The organism is Variovorax sp. OV700, from assembly GCF_900099805.1.
Lineage (GTDB): Bacteria > Pseudomonadota > Gammaproteobacteria > Burkholderiales > Burkholderiaceae_C > Variovorax.
On the sequence record NZ_FNDR01000014.1, the window covers coordinates 65,267 to 87,928 of the forward strand.

The 22,662-nt window shown below is 65.0% G+C and carries 19 protein-coding genes; 6 read left to right on the forward strand and 13 right to left on the reverse strand.

Annotated elements, in window-relative coordinates; genetic code table 11:
* Positions 1-49: 49 nt before the first annotated feature.
* The 4 genes from BLR24_RS25715 (at position 50) to BLR24_RS25730 (ending at position 2,271) form a co-directional block, all read left to right on the forward strand.
* On the forward strand, positions 50-430 hold the full coding sequence (locus tag BLR24_RS25715) for a COG4315 family predicted lipoprotein (protein WP_093022681.1): 381 nt from the start codon (positions 50-52) through the stop codon (positions 428-430).
* Between the two features lie 24 nt (positions 431-454).
* Entirely contained in the window at positions 455-970 is a 516-nt protein-coding gene (locus BLR24_RS25720) for a sigma-70 family RNA polymerase sigma factor (RefSeq protein ID WP_093022684.1), read from the forward strand.
* Positions 971-977: 7 nt separating this feature from the next.
* On the forward strand, positions 978-1,802 hold the full coding sequence (locus BLR24_RS25725; protein ID WP_093022687.1) for an anti-sigma factor family protein: 825 nt from the start codon (positions 978-980) through the stop codon (positions 1,800-1,802).
* 73 nt (positions 1,803-1,875) lie between these two features.
* A complete protein-coding gene (locus BLR24_RS25730) occupies positions 1,876-2,271 on the forward strand; it encodes a COG4315 family predicted lipoprotein (protein WP_055797076.1) in 396 nt (131 codons plus the stop codon).
* 74 nt (positions 2,272-2,345) lie between these two features.
* On the opposite strand, the gene BLR24_RS25735 is transcribed toward BLR24_RS25730, so the two are convergent.
* From BLR24_RS25735 to BLR24_RS25790, 12 genes are all read right to left on the reverse strand, one after another.
* Positions 2,346-3,275 carry a DMT family transporter gene (locus tag BLR24_RS25735; protein ID WP_175543345.1) on the reverse strand — a complete coding sequence of 310 codons (930 nt, stop codon included), beginning with the start codon at positions 3,273-3,275 and terminating at the stop codon, positions 2,346-2,348.
* A gap of 16 nt (positions 3,276-3,291) precedes the next feature.
* Entirely contained in the window at positions 3,292-5,127 is a 1,836-nt protein-coding gene (typA, locus tag BLR24_RS25740; RefSeq protein ID WP_093022690.1) for a translational GTPase TypA, read from the reverse strand.
* Positions 5,124-6,092 (reverse strand): tRNA pseudouridine(55) synthase TruB, encoded by a 969-nt coding sequence (truB, locus tag BLR24_RS25745; protein ID WP_093022693.1) that lies wholly within the window; start codon positions 6,090-6,092, stop codon positions 5,124-5,126. Before truB ends, typA begins: the two co-directional genes overlap by 4 nt.
* Positions 6,093-6,094: 2 nt before the next feature.
* The gene (rbfA, locus tag BLR24_RS25750) at positions 6,095-6,466 is read right to left on the reverse strand and encodes a 30S ribosome-binding factor RbfA (RefSeq protein ID WP_028258724.1); all 372 of its coding nucleotides are present in this window, start codon (positions 6,464-6,466) and stop codon (positions 6,095-6,097) included.
* A gap of 21 nt (positions 6,467-6,487) precedes the next feature.
* Positions 6,488-9,442, reverse strand: a complete 2,955-nt coding sequence (infB, locus tag BLR24_RS25755; protein WP_093022696.1) for a translation initiation factor IF-2 — start codon at positions 9,440-9,442, stop codon at positions 6,488-6,490.
* A 24-nt stretch (positions 9,443-9,466) separates the two neighbouring features.
* Positions 9,467-10,951 carry a transcription termination factor NusA gene (gene nusA / locus BLR24_RS25760; RefSeq protein ID WP_093022699.1) on the reverse strand — a complete coding sequence of 495 codons (1,485 nt, stop codon included), beginning with the start codon at positions 10,949-10,951 and terminating at the stop codon, positions 9,467-9,469.
* A 16-nt stretch (positions 10,952-10,967) separates the two neighbouring features.
* On the reverse strand, positions 10,968-11,615 hold the full coding sequence (gene rimP / locus BLR24_RS25765) for a ribosome maturation factor RimP (RefSeq protein ID WP_093022702.1): 648 nt from the start codon (positions 11,613-11,615) through the stop codon (positions 10,968-10,970).
* Positions 11,616-11,783: 168 nt separating this feature from the next.
* On the reverse strand, positions 11,784-12,983 hold the full coding sequence (locus BLR24_RS25770; protein WP_093022705.1) for a YbfB/YjiJ family MFS transporter: 1,200 nt from the start codon (positions 12,981-12,983) through the stop codon (positions 11,784-11,786).
* 19 nt (positions 12,984-13,002) lie between these two features.
* Positions 13,003-14,628, reverse strand: a complete 1,626-nt coding sequence (locus BLR24_RS25775; protein ID WP_093022708.1) for an ABC transporter ATP-binding protein — start codon at positions 14,626-14,628, stop codon at positions 13,003-13,005.
* Between the two features lie 5 nt (positions 14,629-14,633).
* On the reverse strand, positions 14,634-15,677 hold the full coding sequence (locus tag BLR24_RS25780; protein WP_254787572.1) for an ABC transporter permease: 1,044 nt from the start codon (positions 15,675-15,677) through the stop codon (positions 14,634-14,636).
* Positions 15,670-16,704: a microcin C ABC transporter permease YejB gene (locus tag BLR24_RS25785; protein WP_093022711.1), complete on the reverse strand. Its 1,035-nt coding sequence runs from the start codon at positions 16,702-16,704 to the stop codon at positions 15,670-15,672. The genes BLR24_RS25780 and BLR24_RS25785 overlap by 8 nt, the downstream gene beginning before the upstream one ends.
* A 15-nt stretch (positions 16,705-16,719) precedes the next feature.
* Entirely contained in the window at positions 16,720-18,516 is a 1,797-nt protein-coding gene (locus tag BLR24_RS25790) for an extracellular solute-binding protein (RefSeq protein ID WP_093022714.1), read from the reverse strand.
* A gap of 37 nt (positions 18,517-18,553) precedes the next feature.
* Here BLR24_RS25790 and fabI point away from each other — a divergent pair, with 37 nt between their 5' ends.
* Both fabI and BLR24_RS25800 read left to right on the forward strand, forming a co-directional pair.
* On the forward strand, positions 18,554-19,336 hold the full coding sequence (gene fabI / locus BLR24_RS25795; RefSeq protein ID WP_093022717.1) for an enoyl-ACP reductase FabI: 783 nt from the start codon (positions 18,554-18,556) through the stop codon (positions 19,334-19,336).
* A 58-nt stretch (positions 19,337-19,394) separates the two neighbouring features.
* Positions 19,395-20,246 (forward strand): DNA ligase, encoded by an 852-nt coding sequence (locus BLR24_RS25800; protein WP_093022720.1) that lies wholly within the window; start codon positions 19,395-19,397, stop codon positions 20,244-20,246.
* 37 nt (positions 20,247-20,283) lie between these two features.
* Here the strand turns inward: BLR24_RS25800 and BLR24_RS25805 are convergent, their stop codons facing one another.
* The gene (locus BLR24_RS25805; RefSeq protein WP_093022722.1) at positions 20,284-22,584 is read right to left on the reverse strand and encodes an arginine/lysine/ornithine decarboxylase; all 2,301 of its coding nucleotides are present in this window, start codon (positions 22,582-22,584) and stop codon (positions 20,284-20,286) included.
* Between the last annotated feature and the right edge of the window lie 78 nt (positions 22,585-22,662).

Genomic DNA, 22,662 nt, shown 5'->3' on the forward strand with positions numbered 1-22,662 from the left:
TTGTGCGGTGTCATCGGATCGTCGATGCCACCAACCCAGGAGTCATTCCATGTCGCCTTTTCGCGCTTCCTCCGCCGGCCTTGCCGCCGCGCTGCTGAGCAGCCTGCTCGCGCTTCCCGCATTCGCCCAGCCCAAGGCCGCCGACGGTGCGTTGGTCGGCCCGAACGGCATGACGCTGTACACCTTCGACAAGGACACGGCCGGCAGCGGCAAATCGGCCTGCAACGGCGGCTGCGCGGCCAACTGGCCGCCCTTCATGGCAGCCGACAGCGACAAGCCGGCCGGCGACTTCACCATCGTCACGCGCGACGACGGCAAGAAGCAATGGGCCGCCAAGGGCTGGCCGCTCTACTACTGGGCCAAGGACTCGAAGCCCGGCGACAAGACCGGCGACGGCGTCGGCGGTGCCTGGAAAACCGCCAAGCCCTGAGCGCGACGCACTACTCGCCTTTCCGTGGACGCTCGCCTGATCGCCGAACAGATTCCGAGCTTGCGCCGCTATGCGCGCGCACTCACGGGCGACGCATGGGCGGCGGACGACCTGGTGCAGGACACGCTCGAGCGGGCCTGCGGCAAGTGGCGGCTCTGGAGGGTGGGCAGCGATCTGCGTGCGTGGCTGTTCACGGTCATGCACAACATCTTCGCGAGCCAGCGGCGGCGCACGCCACCGGCGCACAGCGTCGTGCCGCTGGACGACGTGGCGCACGAGCTGCACGGCGCCGTCGATTCGGGCCGCGACGTCGGCAGCGGCTTGGACCTGCAGCGCTGCCTGATGCAATTGCCCGAGGAGCAGCGCGCCGTGCTGCTGCTGGTGACGCTCGAAGACCTTTCCTATGCCGAGGTGGCAAAGGTGCTTGGCATACCCGCCGGCACCGTGATGTCGCGCCTCTCGCGCGCCCGCGCCCGGCTGCACGAGTTGATGGACGGCGCCGCTGTGCCGAGCCGCCCCGGCCTGCGGCGCCTGAAGTGAAAAAACCATGAACCGCCCCGCCCCGCCCCCTACCGACGACGAGCTGCATGCCCTCGTCGATGGCCAGCTGGCACCGGACCGCAAGTCCGAGGTCGAAGAAACCATGGCGCACGATCCGGCTGTCGCCGAACGTGTCGCGGCCTGGCGCAGCCAGCGGGACACCTTGCGCCAGCTGCATGGCGAACTGCTCGGCGAACCCGTTCCCGCCCACTTGATGAGCGCACTCGATCGCAATGCGCCGCGGCAAACTCGGCAAGGCCGCTGGATCCGATGGGGTGGCATGGCGGCCGGCGTGCTGGTCGCCTTTGCAGCGGGATGGCTCGGCAATGCCCAATGGTCGATGCAGCGCGCTGGGCCAGCCCTGCTCGCCAAGGCACCTGCTATGCGCGAGTTCGTGCACGACGCGTCGGTGGCGCACGCCGTCTATGCGCCCGAGAAAAGGCATCCCGTCGAAGTGGCTGCCGCCGAGCAGCAGCACCTCGTGCAGTGGCTGTCGAAGCGCCTGGACAAGCCGCTCAAGGTGCCGGACCTGGCATCAATGGGCTACACGCTCGTCGGCGGCCGTTTGCTGCCCGGAGAAAGCGGCGCGCGCGCCCAGTTCATGTTCGAGGACGCGGCGGGCGAACGCGTGACGCTCTATATCGGCACGCTCGACAGCCGAGCAGCCGCCGGCACCGCCGCATCTCGCGAAACAGCGTTCCGCTTTGCCTCCGAAGGGCCGGTGCCCAGCTTCTATTGGGTAGACCAGGGCTTCGGCTATGCCGTTGCGGGCAAGCTGCCGCGCGAGGTTTTGCTGAAACTGGCGACGCTCGCCTACCGGGATTTGTCTTGAGCCCGGCATAAACTGCCGGGTCGCGCAACCAGATGACTTGTTATCGCGATTTATCAACTGAAGGAGAATCTGCATGAAATTGCTCAGCGCCTCGATCCTCGCGGCGGCACTGCTCGCCGGCTGCGGCGGCATGTCCAACAAGACCGCCAGCGCACCCGACGCGCCTACTCGCACCGCCGACGGCGTACTCGTCGGACCGAATGGCATGACGCTGTATACCTTCGGCCGCGATACAGCCGGTGCGGGCACCTCCGCCTGCAACGCCCAGTGCGCCGCCAACTGGCCGCCGCTGCCGGTCGCCGAAACCGCGAAGCCCATGGGGGGCTACACCATCATCGTGCGCGAAGACGGCAAGAAGCAGTGGGCCTACAAGGGCGCTCCGCTCTACTACTGGACGAAGGACAGCAAGCCCGGCGACAAGACCGGCGACGGCGTCCTGAACGGCGCCTGGAAAGTCGCGCGTCCCTGATCGCGCGGTCCCTTGAATGCAAAAGGCCCCGGCAGATGTCGGGGCCTTTTTCTTTTGAGCTTTACCTGGCCGCGCTAATGCGCGCTGGGAAGCGCGTCATCGGCCACCGTAGTGCGGCGTCCGCGCATTGCCAGCAGTTCGTTGAATACCAGCGCCCCGATGACCAGCGCACCGCCGGTCAGCACGCTCGCAGCGGGTTCTTCGCCCGCGCCGAGCCACGCCAGTGCAATGCCGAAGATCACTTCGAGCAGCGCAAGCAACGCGACCTCGGGCGCCTTCAGCACCCGGGCGCAAAGCACTGAAAGCACGCAGGGAATCGCAAGCTGGAACACGCCAAGGAATGCCAGCAGGCCAAGGTCGTGCGCGGTCGCCTTGAACGGCAAGGCAAACGGCAAAGTGGCCAGCGTGCTGAGCGCGGCGCCAATGAGCACCGCGGGAACCAGGTCGATGTCGCGCCCCTTGGCCTGCGCATGCTGAACCACCGTCCAGTTGGTGGCGCCCGCGAGCGGCACGCACAGCGCCACCAGCGTTCCGAGCAGAGATCCGCCCGCCGTATCACCGCCCTGCATCAGTTGCGTGCCGTACATCCACGCGATGCCCAGCCCGGCCACCACGATGGCGAGCCAGGTTCGCGCGGGCAGCCGGTGACCGATGAAGATTCGCGCGGCCAACGCGGTAAGCAACGGCCCGAGCGACATCGTGACCAGCACGCTGGCCGTCGAGGCCAGCGTGAGCGCCACCATGAAGGCCGCGAACATCACGGTCCAGCAGACGCCCGAAATCCAGAGCTCGCGACCGCCGCTGCGTATTTGCGAGAACACGGCGCGGCCCCGCCAAAGCGGCAAGATCACCAGCAGCGCCAGCATCGTGAAGAGGCTGCGCCAGAAAGTGATCTCGAAACTGTGCGCCTGTGCGAGGTGCCGCGTGACGACGCCCGCCGTGGCCCACATCAGGGTCACGGCGACCATCAGCCACACGGCCCCTCCGTGCGTCAGGCGCAGCATCGGTCGATGTCGGCGATCAGCTCGCCGTTTCGCGGCTGGCGCGCTTGCGGTCGCTTTCCTTCAGGAAACGCTTGCGCAGGCGCACGCTCTTGGGCGTGATTTCGACCAGTTCGTCGTCCTCGATGAATTCCACGCCGTATTCCAGCGTGAGGTCGATCGGGGGCGTGATCTTGATCGCATCTTCCTTGCCGCTCACGCGGAAGTTGGTCAGCTGCTTCGTACGCGTGGCGTTCACCACGAGGTCGTTGTCGCGGCTGTGGATACCGACGATCATGCCTTCGTACACCGGATCGTTGGCCTTCACGAACATGCGGCCGCGGTCGTCCAGCTTGCCCAGGGCGTAGGTGAAGATTTCACCATCGTCCATCGAGATCAGCACGCCGTTCTTGCGGCTGCCGATGTCGCCCTTGTGCGCCTCGTAGCTGTCGAAGATGTTGCTGATGAGGCCCGAGCCGCGCGTCAGGTTCAGGAATTCGTTCGTGAAGCCGATCAGGCCGCGCGCCGGAATGCGGTACTCGAGGCGAACACGGCCGCGGCCGTCCGGTTCCATATTGACCAGCTCGCCCTTGCGCTCGCCCAGTGCCTGCATCACGCCGCCCTGGTGCTGCTCTTCGATGTCGGCGGTGACCAGCTCGATGGGTTCGTGCTTCTCGCCGTTGACGGTGCGGAACACCACGCGCGGCTTCGACACGGCCATTTCATAGCCTTCGCGGCGCATGTTTTCCAAGAGGATGGTCAGGTGCAGTTCGCCGCGGCCCATCACCTCGAAGATGCCTTCTTCGTCGGTCTCGTTCACGCGCAGTGCCACGTTGTGCTGCAGTTCCTTCTGCAGGCGGTCCCAGATCTGGCGGCTGGTGACAAACTTGCCTTCGCGGCCGGCCAGCGGGCTGGTGTTGACGCAGAAGTTCATGGTCAGGGTCGGTTCATCGACCTTGAGCATCGGCAGCGGTGCCGGGTTGGCGGGGTCAGTCACGGTCACGCCAATGCCGATGTCGGTAATGCCGTTGATCAGCACGATTTCGCCCGGGCCGGCTTCGGTGGCCTGCACGCGGTCCAGACCCTGGAAAGTCAGCACCTGGTTGACGCGCCCCTTGACCGACTTGCCGTCCGGACCTTCCATCACCATCACGTCCATCATGGGCTTGAGCGTGCCCTGGCTGATGCGGCCCACGCCGATGCGGCCGACGAAGGTCGAGAAGTCGAGCGCGGAAATCTGCAGTTGCAGCGGCGCTTCGGGGTCACCCTTCTGGGCCGGCACGTGCTTCAGAATGGTGTTGAACAGGGCCGACATGTCGGGGCCCCACTGCTCGCCCGCAGCGCCCTCTTCCAGCGACGACCAGCCGTTGATGCCCGAGGCATACACCACGGGGAAGTCGAGCTGTTCGTCGGTGGCGCCGAGCTTGTCGAACAGGTCGAAGGCGGCGTTCACCACCTTGTCGGGGTTCGCACCGGGCTTGTCGACCTTGTTCACGACCAGGATCGGCTTGAGGCCCAGGGCCAGCGCCTTCTTGGTCACGAAGCGCGTCTGCGGCATCGGGCCTTCCTGCGCGTCGATCAGCAGCACGACGCCGTCGACCATCGACAGCGCGCGTTCCACTTCGCCGCCGAAGTCCGCGTGGCCGGGGGTGTCGACGATGTTGATGTGCGTGCCTTCCCAGGTCACGGCGCAGTTCTTGGCCAGGATCGTGATGCCACGTTCCTTTTCAATGGCGTTGTTGTCCATCACCGTGTCGACGACTTTCTCGTGCTCGGCGAAGGTGCCCGACTGGCGCAGCAATTGGTCGACCATCGTGGTCTTGCCATGGTCCACGTGGGCAATGATGGCGATATTGCGGATTTGCTTGGTACTCATGGTGTCGCTTCGGTCTGTTGTGCGTTCAAAAGAATTTGCTGGATTTCGATGGGGTTCAGCAAGCGCCCCGGTATCAATTCGTTGGCAGCGACATGCGCCGTGCCGAGGAAGGCGGGAGGCGCTTCGCCGAACACTGCCACGTGGTCGGCATCGGGCCAGGTGCCGCGGCGGCGCAGGCCGGACAGAAAGCGCCCCGCATCTTCGCTGCCCAGCGTGACGATGGTATGGCCCTCGACCAGGGATTCGGCAGGCAACAATTGGGCCAGCCGCTCTTCCTCGCCCATGGCTTCGAGCGCTTCGAGCGTGATGCACTGCACCACGCCGAAACCGCCGGTGGCCGTACGGCGCAGCGACGTGAGGTGGGCGCCGCAGCCCAGTGCCTCGCCGATGTCTTCGCCCAGCGTGCGAATGTAGGTTCCCTTGCTCACGGAAGCCACTATTTTTATCGCATTGCCCGCCGATTCGGCCGCTGCCTGCGTGATCTTCAATGCATGAATGACCACGTCGCGCGGCGCGCGCTCGATCTCGATGCCTTCGCGGGCGTACTCGTACAGCGCCTTGCCGTCTTTCTTGAGTGCGCTGTGCATCGGCGGGACCTGCCGGATCGGGCCGGTGAATTGCGCCTCGACGCGGGCCAGGTCTTCAGGCGTGACGTGCACCGGACGCTCGGCGATCACCTCGCCCTCGGCATCGCCGGTGGCGGTCTTGATGCCCAGGCGGGCCGTGGCCTCGTAGGTCTTGTCGGCATCGAGATGCAGCTGGCTGAACTTGGTGGCCGCGCCGAAGCACAGCGGCAGCACGCCGGTGGCCAGCGGATCGAGCGTGCCGGTGTGGCCCGCTTTTTCGGCGCGCAGCAACCACTTGGCCTTCTGCAAGGCCTGATTGCTGGAGAGTCCCAGCGGTTTGTCGAGCAACAACACCCCATGCACAGGGCGCCGCTGCACCCTTGTGCGTGGCGCATTCATCGCTAGTCGTCTTTCGAACGCGAAGCGACGGCCTGCGCGATGAGCGCATTCATGTCGGCTGCACGCTCGGTGGTGCGGTCGAACAGGAAGTGCAGCGTCGGCACGGTGTGGATGTGGAGACGCTTGAACAGGCCGTTGCGAAGAAACCCCGCAGCCTGGTTCAGCGCTTCGGTGGTCTCGGCCACGTCGCCCGTGAGCATGCTGAAGTAGACCTTCGCATGCGCATAGTCGGGCGTGACCTCGACCGCCTGGATCGTGACCATGCCCACGCGCGGGTCCTTCAACTCGCGCGCGATCAGCTCCGTCAGATCCCGCTGGATCTGGTCGGCAACCTTGAACGCGCGGTTGGGGGCGGCGGCTTTTCTTTTCGGCATGGTCTCTCTCGCATCGAACGCTTACAGCGTCCGGGCGATTTCCTTGATCTCGAAAAATTCCAACTGATCACCTTCTTTGATGTCGTTGTAGTTCTTGAGCTTGATACCGCACTCGAAGCCTTCGCGCACTTCGCGAACGTCGTCCTTCATGCGCTTGATCGAGTCGACTTCGCCGGTGTAGATCACCACGTTGTCGCGCAGCAGGCGGAAATGCGCCGTGCGGTTGACCGAGCCCGAGGTGATGTACGAACCCGCGACCGTACCGATCTTGGAAGCCACGAACACCGTGCGGATTTCGGCCGAGCCGATGATCTCTTCGCGGCGCTCCGGTGCCAGCATGCCCGACATCGCGACCTTGATCTCGTCCACGGCGTCGTAAATGATGCTGTAGTAGTTCAGCTGCACGCCATTGCCTTCGGCCAGCTTGCGCGCACCGGAATCGGCGCGCACGTTGAAGCCGATCACGATCGCCTTCGAGGCGATGGCAAGGTTGATGTCGCTTTCGCTGATGCCGCCCACGCCGGCGTACACGATCTGCACCTTGACCTCTTCGGTCGCCAGCTTGAGCAGCGACTGGGCCAGTGCTTCCTGCGAGCCCTGCACGTCGGCCTTGATGATGATGCGCAGCGTCTGCACTTCGCCGGCCGAAAGGTCGGTGAACATGTTCTGCAGGTTCGCAGCCTGGGCCTTCGCCAGCTTGGTGTTGCGGAACTTGCCGGCACGGTAGGTGGCGATTTCGCGCGCACGGCGCTCGTCGGCCATCACCATGAACTCGTCGCCCGCCTGCGGCACTTCGGTCAGACCCTGGATTTCCACCGGGATCGACGGGCCGGCCGTCTTGATGCTCTTGCCGTCTTCGTCAAGCATGGCGCGCACGCGGCCATAGGTCGAACCCGCCAGCACCACGTCGCCGGTCTTGAGCGTGCCGGACTGCACCAGCACGGTGGCGACCGGGCCGCGGCCCTTGTCGAGCTGCGCTTCGATGACCAGGCCCTTGGCGGCGGCATCCACCGGCGCCTTGAGTTCCAGCACTTCGGCCTGCAGCAGCACCTGCTCGAGCAGTTCGTCGATGCCCTGGCCCGTCTTGGCGGACACCGGCACGAACGGCACGTCGCCGCCGTACTCTTCGGGCACGACCTCTTCGGTCACCAGTTCCTGCTTCACGCGGTCCGGGCTGGCATCGGGCTTGTCGATCTTGTTGATCGCGACCACGATCGGCACACCGGCAGCCTTCGCGTGCTTGATGGCTTCCTTGGTCTGAGGCATGACGCCGTCGTCGGCCGCCACCACGAGGATGACGATGTCGGTGGCCTGCGCACCGCGGGCACGCATGGCCGTGAAGGCCTCGTGACCCGGGGTGTCGAGGAACGACACCATGCCGCGTTCGGTCTGCACATGGTAGGCACCAATGTGCTGCGTGATGCCACCGGCTTCGCCCGCGGCTACCTTGGCGCGGCGGATGTAGTCCAGCAGCGAGGTCTTGCCGTGGTCGACGTGGCCCATGACGGTCACGACCGGTGCGCGCGGCAGGGCTTCGGCGGTTTGCGCCGACACGTCTTCGTCGGTGAAGGCTTCGGGATCGTCCAGCGCGGCAACGACCGCGTTGTGGCCCATTTCCTCCACCAGAATCATGGCGGTGTCCTGGTCCAGCGACTGGTTGATGGTCGCCATCTGGCCCAGCTTCATGAGCTGCTTGATGACTTCCTGCGCCTTGACGGCCATCTTGTGGGCGAGTTCGGCCACGGTGATGGTTTCGGGCACGTGCACTTCGAGAATGCGCGCCTCGACCGGTGCGGCCTGCACATGCTCTTCATGGCCTCCACGGTCGTTGCTGCCACGGCGGCCGCGCGGGCCTCCGCGCCAGTTGCCGCGGCCAACACCACCGCTGGCATCGCCGCGGGTCTTGATTTCTTTCTTCTTGGCCGGATCGCCAGCCCAGCTCGACGAGAGCTTGGCCGACTTGACTTCCTTGCCGGCACCGGCGGCGCCAGGGGCTGCGGCAGCACCCGGTGCGGCTGGCGCGCCGGGGCGCGCCGCCGGGGTGGCTGGCTTGTGCAGCGTTCCCTTGACCGCGGCCTTCTCGGGCTGCGGCTTCTCGGGCGCCTTGTGCGGCACCAGCACGCGGGCCGGTGCGTTCATCATGGCGCGGATGGCTTCGGCTTCGGCGAGTGCCTTGCGGCGACGCTCGTCGAGGTCCTTGGCGCGGGCGGCTTCTTCGTCGGCACGGGCCTTCGATTCGGCGGCGGCCTTGGCCTTCGCGTCTTCCTTGGCTTGCGTGGCGGCTGTTTGCGCAGCCAGCTTGGTGTCGGCGGCTTGCTGTTCGGCGGCGGCTGCAGCGGCTGCGGCAGGCGCGGCAACCGGCTTGGCAGCTTCCTTCGGGGGCGCAGCGGCGGCTGCGGCAGCGGCCTTCTTCTCGGCGGCGATGCGTGCGGCCTCCTGCTCTGCCTGTTCGGCGCGCTCGGCCTTCTCGGCCTGCTCGCGTTCGCGCGCTTCGGTTTCTTCGCGCAGGCGGCGCTTCTCGACCAGTTCTTCTTCCTGGCGGCGGATCAGCTCGGCCTGGCGGCGCGCTTCTTCCTCGCGGCGGGCCAGTTCGGCTTCGTCGACGCGGGGTGCAGCGGACGCCGCGGGCGCTTCGGCCACCGGTTGTTGTGCTTCGGGCACGGCAGGGTGGCCGTCATCGCGCTGGATGAAGGTGCGCTTCTTGCGCACCTCGACCTGGATGGTGCGGGCGCGGCCAGTGGCGTCGGCCTGCTTGATCTCGCTGGTCGACTTTTTCGTCAGCGTGATCTTCTTGCGCTCGGGCTCGGCGGTGCCATGGCTGGCTTTGAGAAAGCCGAGCAGGCGCTGCTTGTCAGCCTCGGTGAGTGCATCGGTGGGTGCCGCTTTGGGCACGCCTGCGCTCTTGAGCTGGTCAAGCAAGGTTTCGGGAGTCTTCTTGAGCTCGTTCGCGAACTCGGCGACAGTGGTACTGGACATATTGGTTTCGTGCCTCCATGACCATCACTCTTGGCCGGCGAACCAATGTTCGCGGGCTTTCAAGATGAGGGCTTTGGCGTCATCGGCGCTGTGGCCGGTGATCTCGGTGAGTTCATCGACCGCGAGGTCGGCGAGGTCGTCGCGGGTGTTCACACCCGCCTCGGCCAGCTTTGGAATCAGCTCGGGGTCGAGGCCTTCGAGGTCGCGCAGATTCTGCGAGACGGTCTCGACGCCCTCTTCCTTGGCGATTTCCATGGTCAGCAGCGCATCCTTGGCGCGCGTGCGCAGCTCATTGATGGTGTCTTCATCGAAAGCTTCGATCTCCAGCATTTCGGAGATCGGCACATAGGCCACTTCTTCGAGGCTGTTGAAGCCCTCGGAGATCAGGATGTCGGCGATTTCCTCGTCGACGTCGAGCTTTTCCATGAACAGCTTGCGGCTGGCGTCGGTTTCGACGGCCTGCTTCTGCGCAGATTCGTTGGCGTCCATGATGTTGATCTTCCAACCCGTGAGGTCGGAAGCCAGGCGCACGTTCTGGCCGCCGCGGCCGATGGCGATGGCGAGGTTTTCCTCGTCGACCACCACGTCCATGGCGTGCTTTTCTTCATCGACAACGATGGAAGACACATTGGCCGGGGCCAGCGCACCGATCACGAACTGCGCCGGGTCTTCGCTCCACAGCACGATGTCCACGCGCTCGCCGGCGAGCTCGTTGGTCACAGCGTTGACACGCGTGCCGCGCACGCCGACGCAGGTGCCGATCGGGTCGACACGCTTGTCGTGCGAGAGCACGGCGATCTTGGCGCGCGAACCGGGGTCGCGAGCGCAGCTCTTGATTTCGAGCAGGCCTTGTTCGATCTCGGGCACTTCCTGGCGGAACAGCTCGATCATGAACTCGGGGGCCGAGCGCGACAGGATGATCGGCGCGCCGCGCAGCGTCAGGTCGACCTCCATGATCATGGCCCGCACGCGGTCGCCGTTGCGCAGGTTTTCCTTGGCGATCATCTCGCTGCGGCGCAGGCGCCCTTCGACGCGGCCGGCCTCCACGATGATGTCGCCCTTGTCCAGGCGCTTGACGGTGCCCACGAAGATCTTGTCGCCGCGCGACATGAAGTCGTTCAGCAGCATCTCGCGCTCAGCGTCGCGGATCTTCTGCAGGATCACCTGCTTGGCGGCCATGGCGCCGATGCGGCCGATCGGCACCGAGTCCACCGATTCCTCGATGTATTCGTCGACCTCGATGTCGGGCATTTCTTCCTTGGCTTCGAACAGGAGGATTTCCTGGTCGGGCAGCTGCAGGCCGGCCTCGTCGGGAACGACGTGCCAGCGGCGGAAGGTTTCGTAGTCGCCGCTGTCGCGGTCCACGGCCACGCGGATGTCCACTTCGCCCGCATAGAGCTTCTTGGTGGCCTGCGCCAGCGCGGATTCGACCGCGCCGAAGACCACGTCGCGCTCGACGTTCTTCTCTCGCGAGATCGCATCCACCAACATCAACATTTCGCGATTCATGCCACCACTCCTCTAGTCAGTCCGGAACATTCGTTCCGTCGTCAATATCCGAAAAACCCGGTTGGGTTTTGGCCCTGCGGCCCTTGAAATCCACAATTGGCGCGAGCCGCGCATCGCGCAGCTCGTCCAGCACGAAGCCGAGCGCATGCAACTTTGCAGGCGCGCGCTTCTTGCTCACTTTTTGTCCCGGTTTGGGCTCGGGCGCATCGCTCCAGACGATTTGCCAGCCCGGGGCTGCGACAGCCCCTTCCGCTGTTTCAGCACGCTCCAGCGTGCCGCGAAATTTCTTGCGGTTGGCAGACACCTGCCCCGCCGCCGCGGCACCCATCGGCACCTTGAGCGTGATGTCGATCACCTCACCGACGAAACGCTCGAAATCCTGCTCATTGCGAAGCGGACGGTCAATACCCGGCGAGGAAACCTCGAGCCGCTTGTAATCGACACCATCGACCTCGAGCGCAAACTGCAGTTGCCGCGTGACCTTTTCGCAATCCTCGACGGTCACGAAGGGCTCGGGAATTCCCGCAGCCACAGCTTCCGAGGTGGGGGCTGTCCAGGGCAAATCAATCGTGACGCGCAGCAATCCCCCGGCCGATCTTTCGATCTCGACCAGGTCGTAGCCGAGTCCGGCCACGGTTTGTTCCACTGTCTGCTGCAATGCCACGTGTTTGAAAATGCCTTGTAAAAATGCCTGTACGCGCCACCCGCCCGCCACGGGTGCCACGCATCGAGAATGCATAGACCAAAAAAAACGGGCGGTTGGTACCCGCCCGTTTGGTCGTGAGCCTCGAATTATATGCTATTCGTGTGAGAAATGAAGGGGCTTCGGCGCTCAGTTGCCTGTTATGCGGCGAGATTTCGACCACACCACCGCAAACAGCGCGGCCCCGAGCGCCAGGGCCGCAGCCGCCACCAGCAGCGGCAACTGGAACGACCCGGTTCGCTGGGCCAGCGGCGCGGCAAAAAGCGGCCCGATGATCTGCCCGACGCCATAGGAAGCGGTCGCGTAGCCGATCAGCCCGGCGGCGGCATTGCCCCGCAGCCGGCGCGCATCCCGCATCGCAAAAAGAGTGATGGCCGTGAACGGCATGCCGAGCAGCAGGCTGCCAAGCGCAAAGCCGGCAATCGTGGGCCACGCCACCGACAGCAATACGCCCAGCGCCTGCAGCGCATACGCCGCCGCCAGCAACAGCCGGTTGTCCCAATGAAGGGGCGCGCGGGCGCCGATCAGCGCGCCCGGAATGATCGCCAGCCCGAAAAGCGGCCAGAAGAAGTCAGGCCAGGGCGAGCCCGGCAAAGCCTGGCGAGCGATCACGGGCAGGAAGGTCGCCGTGATGATGTAGCCGAAGCCGGCCAGGCCATAGAGCGCGACCAGCCATGCCGCGTCGCTGCGCGCCGAGGCCAATGCGGGTGTCCCGGCCGTGGCCACAGGTGCGGCCGTAGAAGCGGCGGCCGCGGGCAATTCGCCATCGTCGAACACCCGCCAGATCGCCGCCACCAGCACCACCGCCAGCACGCCGAGGCCAATCCACCCGGCTTCCGAGCCCCAGCGGCCCAGGGCGCCGCCAAGCAGACCCGTCATGGCAATGCCGATGCCAGGCCCCGTGTAGATCACGCCAGCCAGTGCCGGAGAATTGGTCTCGGCCAACCGGCGCAGGCCCCATCCCGACGCAAAGACGAATACCCAGGCACTCATCACGCCGGCTGCCGCGCGCAGAACGCCCCAACTGGTGAAGCTGTGGAGCACGCCCATGCCGACCAGCAGCACGGCCGTTGCAGCCAGGCCGCCCCGCACCATGGTCTTGGCCTTGATGCCGATGGCAGCGCAGCTGACCGCGCCCAGAAAGTAACCGAGGTAATTGAGTGAGGCCAGCACGCCTCCGGCCTCGAGCTGCAGTTTTCCCTCGTGCAGCATGATCGGCAGCATGGGCGTGAAGGCGAAACGCCCCAGCCCCATGGCCACAGCCAAAGTGACCATGCAGGCCAGCGCCGCGCGCCAGGCCCCGCGACGGCCTTGTCCAATTCCCGACATTGTTCTGGATCCCGTTGTTCTATTCCAGCAGCGCAGCGGCCACCAGCGTCTTTGTGTAGGGGTGCTCGGGCGCGTCGAGCACGCGCTCGACAAGGCCGGATTCGAGGATGTTGCCATCCTTCATCACGATCACCTGGTGCGCCATGGCGCGTATCACTTCGACGTCATGGGTGATGAGCAGGTAGCTCAGGCCCCGCTCGCGCTGCAGGCGTTGCAGCAGCCCTAGCACTTGCTTCTGGATCGTTACGTCCAGCGCGCTGGTGGGCTCATCGAGCACCAACAGTTGCGGATCGACGATGAGCGCGCGCGCAATTGCAAGGCGCTGGCGCTGCCCGCCCGAGAACTCGTGCGGGTAGCGGTCGAGCAGCGACGGGAACTGCGCCTCGCTCAAGCCGACGTCGGCCAGCGCCGCTAGTGCGCGTTCGCGGCGCTGTTCGGTGCTGAGCTCTGGCGCGTGCACGCGAAGCCCCTCGCCGACGATCTGCTCGACCGTCATGCGGGGCGAAAGCGAAGAAAACGGATCCTGGAAAACCACCTGCATGACCCGGCGCAAGGCCAGATCGGACCCTCGGTCGACCGCCCATCCCTTGCCATCGACTTTGAGCGCGCCACGATATTTCAGCAGCCCGAGCGCCGCCAGCGCCAGCGTCGACTTGCCCGATCCGGATTCACCGACCACACCCAGTGTTTCACCGGGCGCAATGCGGAAGTCGGCGTTCTGCACCGCGATGAATTCGCCCTTGCGGAACCAGCCGGCAACGCCGGGCCGGGATACCGGATAGCTCACACGCAGGCCCGTGGCCTCGAGCAGCGGCCGTGCATCGGCGCCCGCGGCCACGGCGGCGACGTTGCGCTCCGGATGGCTGTCGATCAACTTGCGGGTGTAGGCATGTTGTGGCGCTTCGAACACCGTGGCCACCTCGCCCTGCTCGACGATGTGCCCGTCTTCCATCACCGCGACGCGGTCGGCGAACCGGCGCACCAGGTTCAGGTCGTGGGTGATCAGCAGCACCGCCATGCCATGCTTGCGCTGCAGGTCGGCCAGCAGATCGAGGATCTGCGCGCGCACGGTCACGTCGAGCGCTGTGGTCGGCTCGTCGGCCAGCAGCAGGCGCGGCTTGCAGGCCAGCGCCATCGCGATCATCGCGCGCTGGCGCTGGCCACCCGAGAGCTGGTGCGGAAACGCCCTCGCCCGCCGCTCCGGCTCGGGAATGCCGGTGTCGGCAAGCAACTGGACGGCGGCGGCTTGCGCGTCGCGTGCCGAGAGCCCTTCGTGCAGTTCGAGCACCTCGGCAATCTGGTCGCCCACGCTGTAGAGCGCGTTGAGCGCGGTCATCGGCTCCTGGAAGATCATTGCGATCTCCTTGCCGCGAATGCCGCGCAGTTCCCGCTCCGGGATCGACAGGAGGTCGCGCCCGTTCGAAGCCTGGGGGTCGAACAGCTTCGCGACACCTGCGAGGTCGGCGTTCTGGGCCAGGCGCAGCAGCGCCAGCGCCGTGACGGTCTTGCCCGAGCCCGACTCGCCCACCAGGGCGAGCTTCTCGCCGGCGGCAATGTGGAAGTCGATGCCATGCACCACCTCCTTGCCGCCGAACGCGACGCGCAGGCCCTTGACGTCCAGCAGTGGCTGATGAGGGGTCGTCATTGCGCTCACTTGTCGGCCTTTCGCGGATCGAGCGCATCGCGCAGCGCGTCGCCCATAAAGGTCAGGAGCATCAGCGTCACGACCAGCACGCCAAAGGTGGACAACGAGATCCACCAGGCATCGATGTTGGCCTTGCCCTGGCTCAGCAGTTCGCCGAGCGACGGCGTACCCGGCGGCACGCCAAGGCCCAGGAAGTCGAGCGACGTCAGCGCCAGGATGGCCGCGCTCATTCGGAAAGGCAGGAAGGTGACGACCGGCACCATGCTGTTGGGCAGGATGTGTCGCCACATGATCTGGAGATTGCCGACGCCGAGTGCGCGCGCGGCGCGCACGTAGTCCATCTGGCGGTTGCGAAGGAATTCGGCGCGCACGTAGTCCGACAGGCCCATCCATCCGAAAAGGCTCAGCAAGATGAGCAGCAGCGCCACGCTGGGCGAGAAGATCGCGCTGAAGATGATCAGCAGGTAGAGCTCGGGCATGGAGCCCCAGATTTCGATGAAGCGCTGGAACGCGAGGTCGGTCTTGCCGCCGAAGAAGCCCTGCACAGCTCCCGTCACGATGCCCAGCACCACGCCGATGACCGTGAGCGCCAGTGCAAACAGCACGCTTACGCGAAAGCCGTAGATCAACTGCGCCAGCAGGTCGCGGCCGCGGTCGTCGGTGCCAAAAAAGTTGTCGCGCGATGGGGCCGACGGATTCGGCAACTTGGCAAAGTAATTGAGCGTCTGCGGGCCATAGGTGTTCGGCGCATAGATTGCCCAGTTCTTACCCGCCGTGATCCGCTCGCGGATGAACGGGTCGAGGTAGTCGGCCGGCGTCTCGAAGTCGCCGCCGAAGGTCTTTTCGGGATAGTCGCGCAGCACGGGGAAGTAGGTTTGTCCTTCGTAGTGCACGACGAGCGGCTTGTCGGTCGACAACACCTCCGCAAAAAGGCTGAGGACCACTAGCACCGTGAAGACGACGAGGCTCCAGAACCCGAGCGGATTCCGGCGAAAACGGCGCCAGGCGCGGCGCGCAGGGCTCAGCGAAACGGGCAGCGCGTCAGTCAAATTTCACCCTCGGGTCGACCCAGACGTAGCAGAGGTCGGAAATGAGCTTGGTCAAGAGGCCGATCAGCGTGAACAGATACAGCGTGCCCAGCACCACGGGATAGTCTCGCCGGATCACGCTTTCGTAGCTCAAGAGACCCAGCCCATCGAGCGAGAACAGCGTCTCGATCAACAGCGATCCCGTGAAGAAAGCACCGATGAAGGCCGCCGGAAATCCCGTGATGATCGGGATCAAGGCGTTGCGGAACACGTGCTTCCAAAGCACTTGCCGCTCGGCGAGCCCCTTGGCGCGCGCCGTCAGCACGTATTGCTTGCGGATTTCCTCCAGGAACGAATTCTTCGTGAGCATGGCCGTCACGGCAAAGCTGCCGAGCACCATGGCGGTCACGGGCAGCGCAATGTGCCAGAGATAGTCGACGATCTTTGCGCCCCAGCCAAGGGTTTCCCAGTTGGGCGAAGTCAGCCCGCGCAGCGGAAACCACTGCAGTTGGCCACCGAAGATCACGAGCAGCGCCACCCCCAGCACAAAACCAGGTATCGCATAGCCGACCAGCACGATGAGCGTGGTCACGAAGTCGAAGCGTGAACCCGCGCGAACGGCCTTCGCCACGCCGAGCGGCACCGCGATCAGGTAGCTGATGAAGAAGGTCCAGAGGCCCAGGCTGATCGACACCGGCAGCTTTTCCTTGACCAGGTCCCACACTGCCTTGCGCTGGTAGAAGCTCTGGCCCAGGTCGAGTTTTGCGAAGGACTTGAGCATCTGCCAGAAGCGCTCGTGCGCCGGCTTGTCGAAACCATAGAGCGCCTTGATCTCCGCGATGCGTTCCGGCGCCAGCCCCTGCCGCCCGCGATAGCCGGCCCCGCTGCTCGCAGCGCGCTCGCCACCGGAATCGCGGCCCTGCAGCTGGGACACCATCTGCTCGACCGGCCCGCCGGGCACGAACTGGATGACCACGAAGGTCAGCAGCAGCACGCCGAGCAGCGTGGGCACCATCAGGAGCAGGCGTTTAAGGATGTAGCTGGCCATGGCGTGCGCGATTTTCTATTTGTTCGTGGGCGACGCCCACCAGGTGGTCATCGCCCAAGCGTCGGCCTGGTAATACGGGGGAACGACATCGGGCAGTACGACAGGCCGCGGCCGGTAGCCGACCAGGAAGGCGCTCCCGTAGTACTGCGGAATCGAGTAGTAGCCGTGCGATAGCACGCGATCGAGCGCGCGCACCGCCGTGCGCAGTTCGGACCTGGTTGTGGCACTGAGCACCTTCTGCACCAGCGCGTCGACGGCCGGATCGGCAATGCCCCAGATGTTGGAGGAGCCATGGGTCTCGGCCGCCTTGGACCCGAAGAAGTCGAGCAACTCGCCTCCGGGCGCGGTACTGCCCGACAAGCGCAAGCTGGTCATCTCGAAGTCGAAATTGTCCATGCGCTGCTGCGACAGCGAGAAATCGACGGTGCGAAAGCGCATCTCGATGCCAAGCTTCTGCAGCGCGCTCTGGAACGGCGTGGCAACCCGGATGAGCGAGGGCTGGTCGTTCAGGAACTCGATGGTGAACGGCTCGTTCTTGGCGTTGCGCAGCGCGCCATCGCGGTAGGTCCAGCCCGCCTCGGCCAGCAACGCCCTTGCACGGCGCAGATTCTCGCGCAGGCTTCCTGGCGGTGCGGTGCTCGGCGAGACCACGGCCGGTCCGAAGACTTCGGGGCGCAGCTTGTCGCGCAGCGGTTCGAGCAGCGCCAGCTCGTCGGGTTTTGGCAAGCCTTCGGCGTGAAACTCGCTGTTGGGAAAATAACCCTGCACGCGCGTGTAGAGCCCGTAGAACAGCTGGCGGTTGAGCCATTCGAAATCCATTGCCAGCCCGACGGCCTGGCGCACCCGGACATCCTTGAATTTGTCCTTGCGAAGGTTGAATACGTAGCCCTGGAAATCGCCGGGGTTTCGGGTTTCGAAGGCGCGCTTCACGAGTTCGCCGCTCTCGAATTGCTTGCCCTTGTATTGGCGCGCCCAGTTGCGCGAAGTGAATTCGCGCATGAAGTCAAATTCACCGGCCTTGAGCCCCTCGAAGCGGGAGGTGTCGTCCAGGTAGTTCTTGAAGGAGACCCGGTCGAAATTGAACTGCCCCCGGCGCACCGGCAGCTCGGCGCCCCAATAGCGCGGGTCTCGCACATAGGTGATGTCGCGGCCCAGCCGCGCGCTCGCGGGCTTGTAGGGGCCGGAGGCAATCGGCACCTCGCTGATGATCTGGTCGAAAGGCTTGCCGCCGCCCCAGGCGCGGCTGAACACCGCCATGCCGCCGACCACCAAAGGCAGCTCCGGATTGGGCCTTGCGAACTCGAAGCGCACGGTGCGTTCGTCGAGTGCGCGCACGCCCTTCACCTCGGCATAGATCGTTCGGAACTGGGGCGCTGCCAGCTTGCTGTTGAGCGTTTCGAAGGAATACACCACGTCGGCAGCCAGCACCGGCGAGCCGTCGTTGAAGCGCGCCTTGGGATTGAGCCGGAATGTGGCGGAAAGCTTGTCGGCTGGCACCTCGACGTCTTCCGCCAGCAGGCCATAGGCTGTGGTCGGCTCCTCCGAATTGCCTGCGAGCAGGCTTTCGAACACCAGCACGCCCTGTCCATAGGGCGCCGTGCCCTTCAAGGTGAAGGGGTTGAACTTGTCGAAGTTGGTGGGCCGGGTCGGCGGGACCATGCGTATCTCGCCGCCCTTGGGCGCATTCGGGTTCACGTAGCTGAAATGGGTGAAGCCGGGCGGATACTTGACGTCGCCGAACTGCGCATAGGCATGGGCGGCCCATGAAGGAGCCGCCCAGAGCATCAGGAGAAAAAGCAGCCAAGCCCGCATGCGAGAATTCTGCCCAAGATTTTCACGAGGCAACTTCATGGGCTTTCTTTCCGGCAAAAAACTGTTGATCACCGGCGTGTTGAGCAATCGCTCCATCGCCTATGGCATTGCCAAGGCATGTCACGAACAAGGCGCCGAGCTTGCTTTCAGCTACGTCGGCGAGCGATTCAAGGACCGTATCACCGAATTCGCCGCAGACTTCGACTCCAAGCTCATTTTCGACTGCGACGTGGGCGACGATGCGCAGATCGACAAGCTCTTCGCCGATCTGGCGCAGACCTGGCCCAAGTTCGACGGCTTCGTGCACAGCATCGGGTTCGCGCCGCGCGAGGCCATCGCAGGCGACTTTCTCGAAGGACTGTCGCGCGAAGGCTTCAAGATTGCGCACGACATCAGTGCCTACAGCTTCCCGGCCATGGCCAAGGCCGCCCTGCCCTACCTCAACGACAAGGCCGCGCTGCTGACGCTGACTTACTTGGGCGCTGAACGCGCACTGCCCAACTACAACACCATGGGCTTGGCCAAGGCATCGCTCGAGGCTTCGGTGCGCTACACCGCGGCATCGCTCGGCCCCAAGGGCATGCGCGTCAACGGCATCAGCGCCGGGCCGATCAAGACGCTGGCGGCCAGCGGCATCAAGGGTTTCGGCAAGATGCTGTCCGCCGTGGCCGAGGCCTCGCCCATCCGCCGCAATGTGACCATCGAGGAAGTCGGCAACGTGGCTGCCTTTCTGCTGAGCGACCTCGCCAGCGGCGTGAGCGCCGAGATCACCTACGTGGACGGCGGCTTCAGCAACGTCGTCGCGGGAATGGGCGAATAAAGGCTCGTTCCTGCAACTTCCGCAGAACATTGCGTCTTTATCGATTGGCAGTGGCGCCTTGCTGACCCGACGTTCCCTCCTGCTTGCCGGGCTCGGTGCGCTGGCGGCCCGCGTGGCCGTCGCGCGCGAAGCCGCGCCGGCACTGATGCTGGCTGAGGTCTACCGCCCGGGCATGTCGCTGGCGGACTACTGGGTCAGCGAAAAGTACGACGGGGTGCGCGGCTACTGGGACGGCCAGCAGCTCTGGACGCGTGGCGGGGAGCCGGTGGTGGCGCCCGCCTGGTTCACGGCAAAGTTGCCCAAGCAGCCGCTCGATGGCGAGCTGTGGGCCGGCCGGGGCCAGTTTGCGCACGCCGTTTCCACCGTGCGCAGCCAGACGCCCAACGACACCGCCTGGCACAGCATGCGGTTCATGGTGTTCGATCTGCCGTCTCAGGGCGGCGATTTCACGGCGCGGCTCGCTGCCTTGCGCAAACTGCTGCCGATCACCGATGCGCCGTGGATCGTGCCCGTGCCTCAAGAGCGCGCCACCACGCATCCCGAGTTGCAGGCGCTGCTCGACAAGACCGTGAAGATGGGCGGCGAAGGCCTGATGCTGCACCGGGGCGGTTCGCTCTATCGTGCCGAACGCAACAGCGACCTGCTCAAGGTCAAGCTCCACGACGACGCCGAGGCCCGGGTGGTCGGGCACGTTCCGGGCAAGGGCCGGCACGGTGGCCGGCTGGGTGCGCTGCTGGTCGAAACGGCCGAGGGCAAGCGCTTCAAGCTCGGCACCGGACTCACCGACGCCGAGCGCGAGAACCCGCCCGCCATCGGGCGCTGGGTGACCTACCGCTTCAACGGCACCAACCCCGGCGGCTTGCCGAGGTTCGCCCGCTTCATGCGGGAGCGCATCGACCTGCCCTCCTGACGCACTGCGCGCCCACGGCGCGCACTCGCTTACCTGTTTATTTCTTCGGCGCGGCCACGCAGTCCGCGTAGTAGCGCTTCTTGCCCGTCTCGTCGATGCGCGCCACCAGACCGTGGATGTCGGTCTCGAAGCCCGGGCACTGCAGGTTGAACTCGCGCGAGAACTTGAGGTAGTCGACGATTTTCTTGTTGAACACCTCGCCTGGGATCAGCAGCGGAATGCCCGGCGGATACGGCGTGATCAGGCTGGTGGTGATGCGGCCTTCGAGCTCGTCGATTTCCACGCGCTCGGTCTTGCGGTGGGCGATGTGGGCGAAGGCGTCGCTCGGCTTCATGGCCGGCGTGAGATCGCTCAGGTACATCTCGGTGGTGAGCCGCGCCACGTCGTAGCGTGCGTAGAGCTGGTGGATGTGCTGGCACAGGTCGCGCAGGCCCAGACGTTCGTAGCCGGGGTGCTGCTGGCAGAACTCGGGCAGGATGCGCCACATCGGCTGGTTGCGCGCGTAGTCGTCCTTGAACTGCTGCAACGCCGTGAGCAGCGTGTTCCAGCGACCCTTGGTGATGCCGATGGTGAACATGATGAAGAAGCTGTAGAGCCCGGTCTTCTCCACGATCACACCGTGCTCCGCGAGGAACTTGGTCACCACGCTGGCGGGAATGCCGGTCTCGGCGAAATTGCCTTCCAGATCCAGGCCGGGCGTCACGATGGTCGACTTGATCGGGTCGAGCATGTTGAAGCCGTCGGCCAGATCGCCGAAGCCGTGCCAGTTGCGCGGCGACTTCTTGTTTTTCGGCTTGCCGCTCTTCTCGCCCGTCATGATCCAGTCTTCGGCGCGGCCGATGCCTTCGTCGACGAGTTTCTCGGGGCCCCAGACCTTGAACCACCACTCGTCCTTGCCGAATTCGGCCTCGACCTTGCGCATGGCGCGGCGGAAGTCGAGCGCTTCGAGAATGCTCTCTTCCACCAGCGCGGTGCCGCCGGGCGGCTCCATCATGGCGGCGGCCACGTCGCAGCTCGCGATGATCGCGTACTGCGGGCTGGTCGACGAGTGCATCAGGTAGGCCTCGTTGAACAGGTCGCGGTCGAGCGCACGGTTCTGCGAGTCTTGCACCAGCACGTGGCTGGCCTGGCTGATGCCGGCCAGCAGCTTGTGGGTCGACTGCGTGGCGAACACCAGCGATTCCTTCGGACGCACTCGGCGCTTGCCCATGGCGTGGTAGGCGCCGTAAAACGGATGGAAGGCCGCATGCGGCAGCCATGCTTCGTCGAAATGCAGCGTGTCGACGTAGCCGTCGAGCATGCCCTTGATGGTTTCGGTGTTGTAGATCACGCCGTCGTAGGTCGACTGCGTGAGCGTCATCACGCGTGGCTTGACCTTGTCGGGGTTCACGTCGGCGAGCAGCGGGTTGGCCTTGATCTTGGCCTTGATGGCGCTCTGCTCGAACTCGCTCTTGGGAATCGGGCCGATGATGCCGAAATGGTTGCGCGTGGGCTTCATGAAGACCGGGATCGCGCCAGTCATGATGATCGCGTGCAGGATCGACTTGTGGCAGTTGCGATCGACCACCACCACGTCATCGGGCGCCACCGTGTGGTGCCACACCATCTTGTTGCTGGTGCTGGTGCCGTTGGTCACGAAAAAGCAATGGTCGGCGTTGAAGATTCGCGCGGCATTGCGCTCGCTGGCCGCCACCGGACCGGTGTGGTCGAGCAACTGCCCGAGTTCTTCCACCGCGTTGCAGACGTCGGCGCGCAGCATGTTCTCCCCGAAGAACTGGTGGAACATCTGGCCCACCGGACTCTTCAGGAATGCCACGCCGCCCGAATGGCCCGGGCAGTGCCACGAGTAAGAGCCGTCTTCGGCGTAGTCGATCAGCGCCTTGAAGAACGGCGGCTGCACGCCCTCCAGGTAGCTCTTGGCCTCGCGGATGATGTGGCGCGCCACGAACTCGGGCGTGTCCTCGAACATATGGATGAAGCCATGGAGCTCCCGCAGGATGTCGTTCGGGATGTGGCGCGAGGTCTTGGTTTCGCCGTAGATGTAGATCGGCACGTCGGCGTTCTTGCGGCGCACCTCGCCGATGAAGCTGCGCAGGCTCAGCACGGCGGGATCGAGGTCGGGGCCCACCGTGAACTCCTCGTCGTCGATCGACAGGATGAAAGCGCTGGCACGGCTTTGCTGCTGCGCAAATTGGCTCAGGTCCCCATAGCTCGTGACGCCCAGCACCTCGAAGCCCTCGCTTTCGAAGGCCTGCGCAAGCGCGCGAATGCCAAGGCCCGAAGTGTTTTCGGAGCGGAAGTCCTCGTCGATGATGACGATGGGGAAGCGAAATTTCATGAGCAGGGCTCCGGACAGGCAATGAGCCGCGAAGTGTACGGAATTCGGATGAAGGATTCCGTGACCTTTTGACTCAGA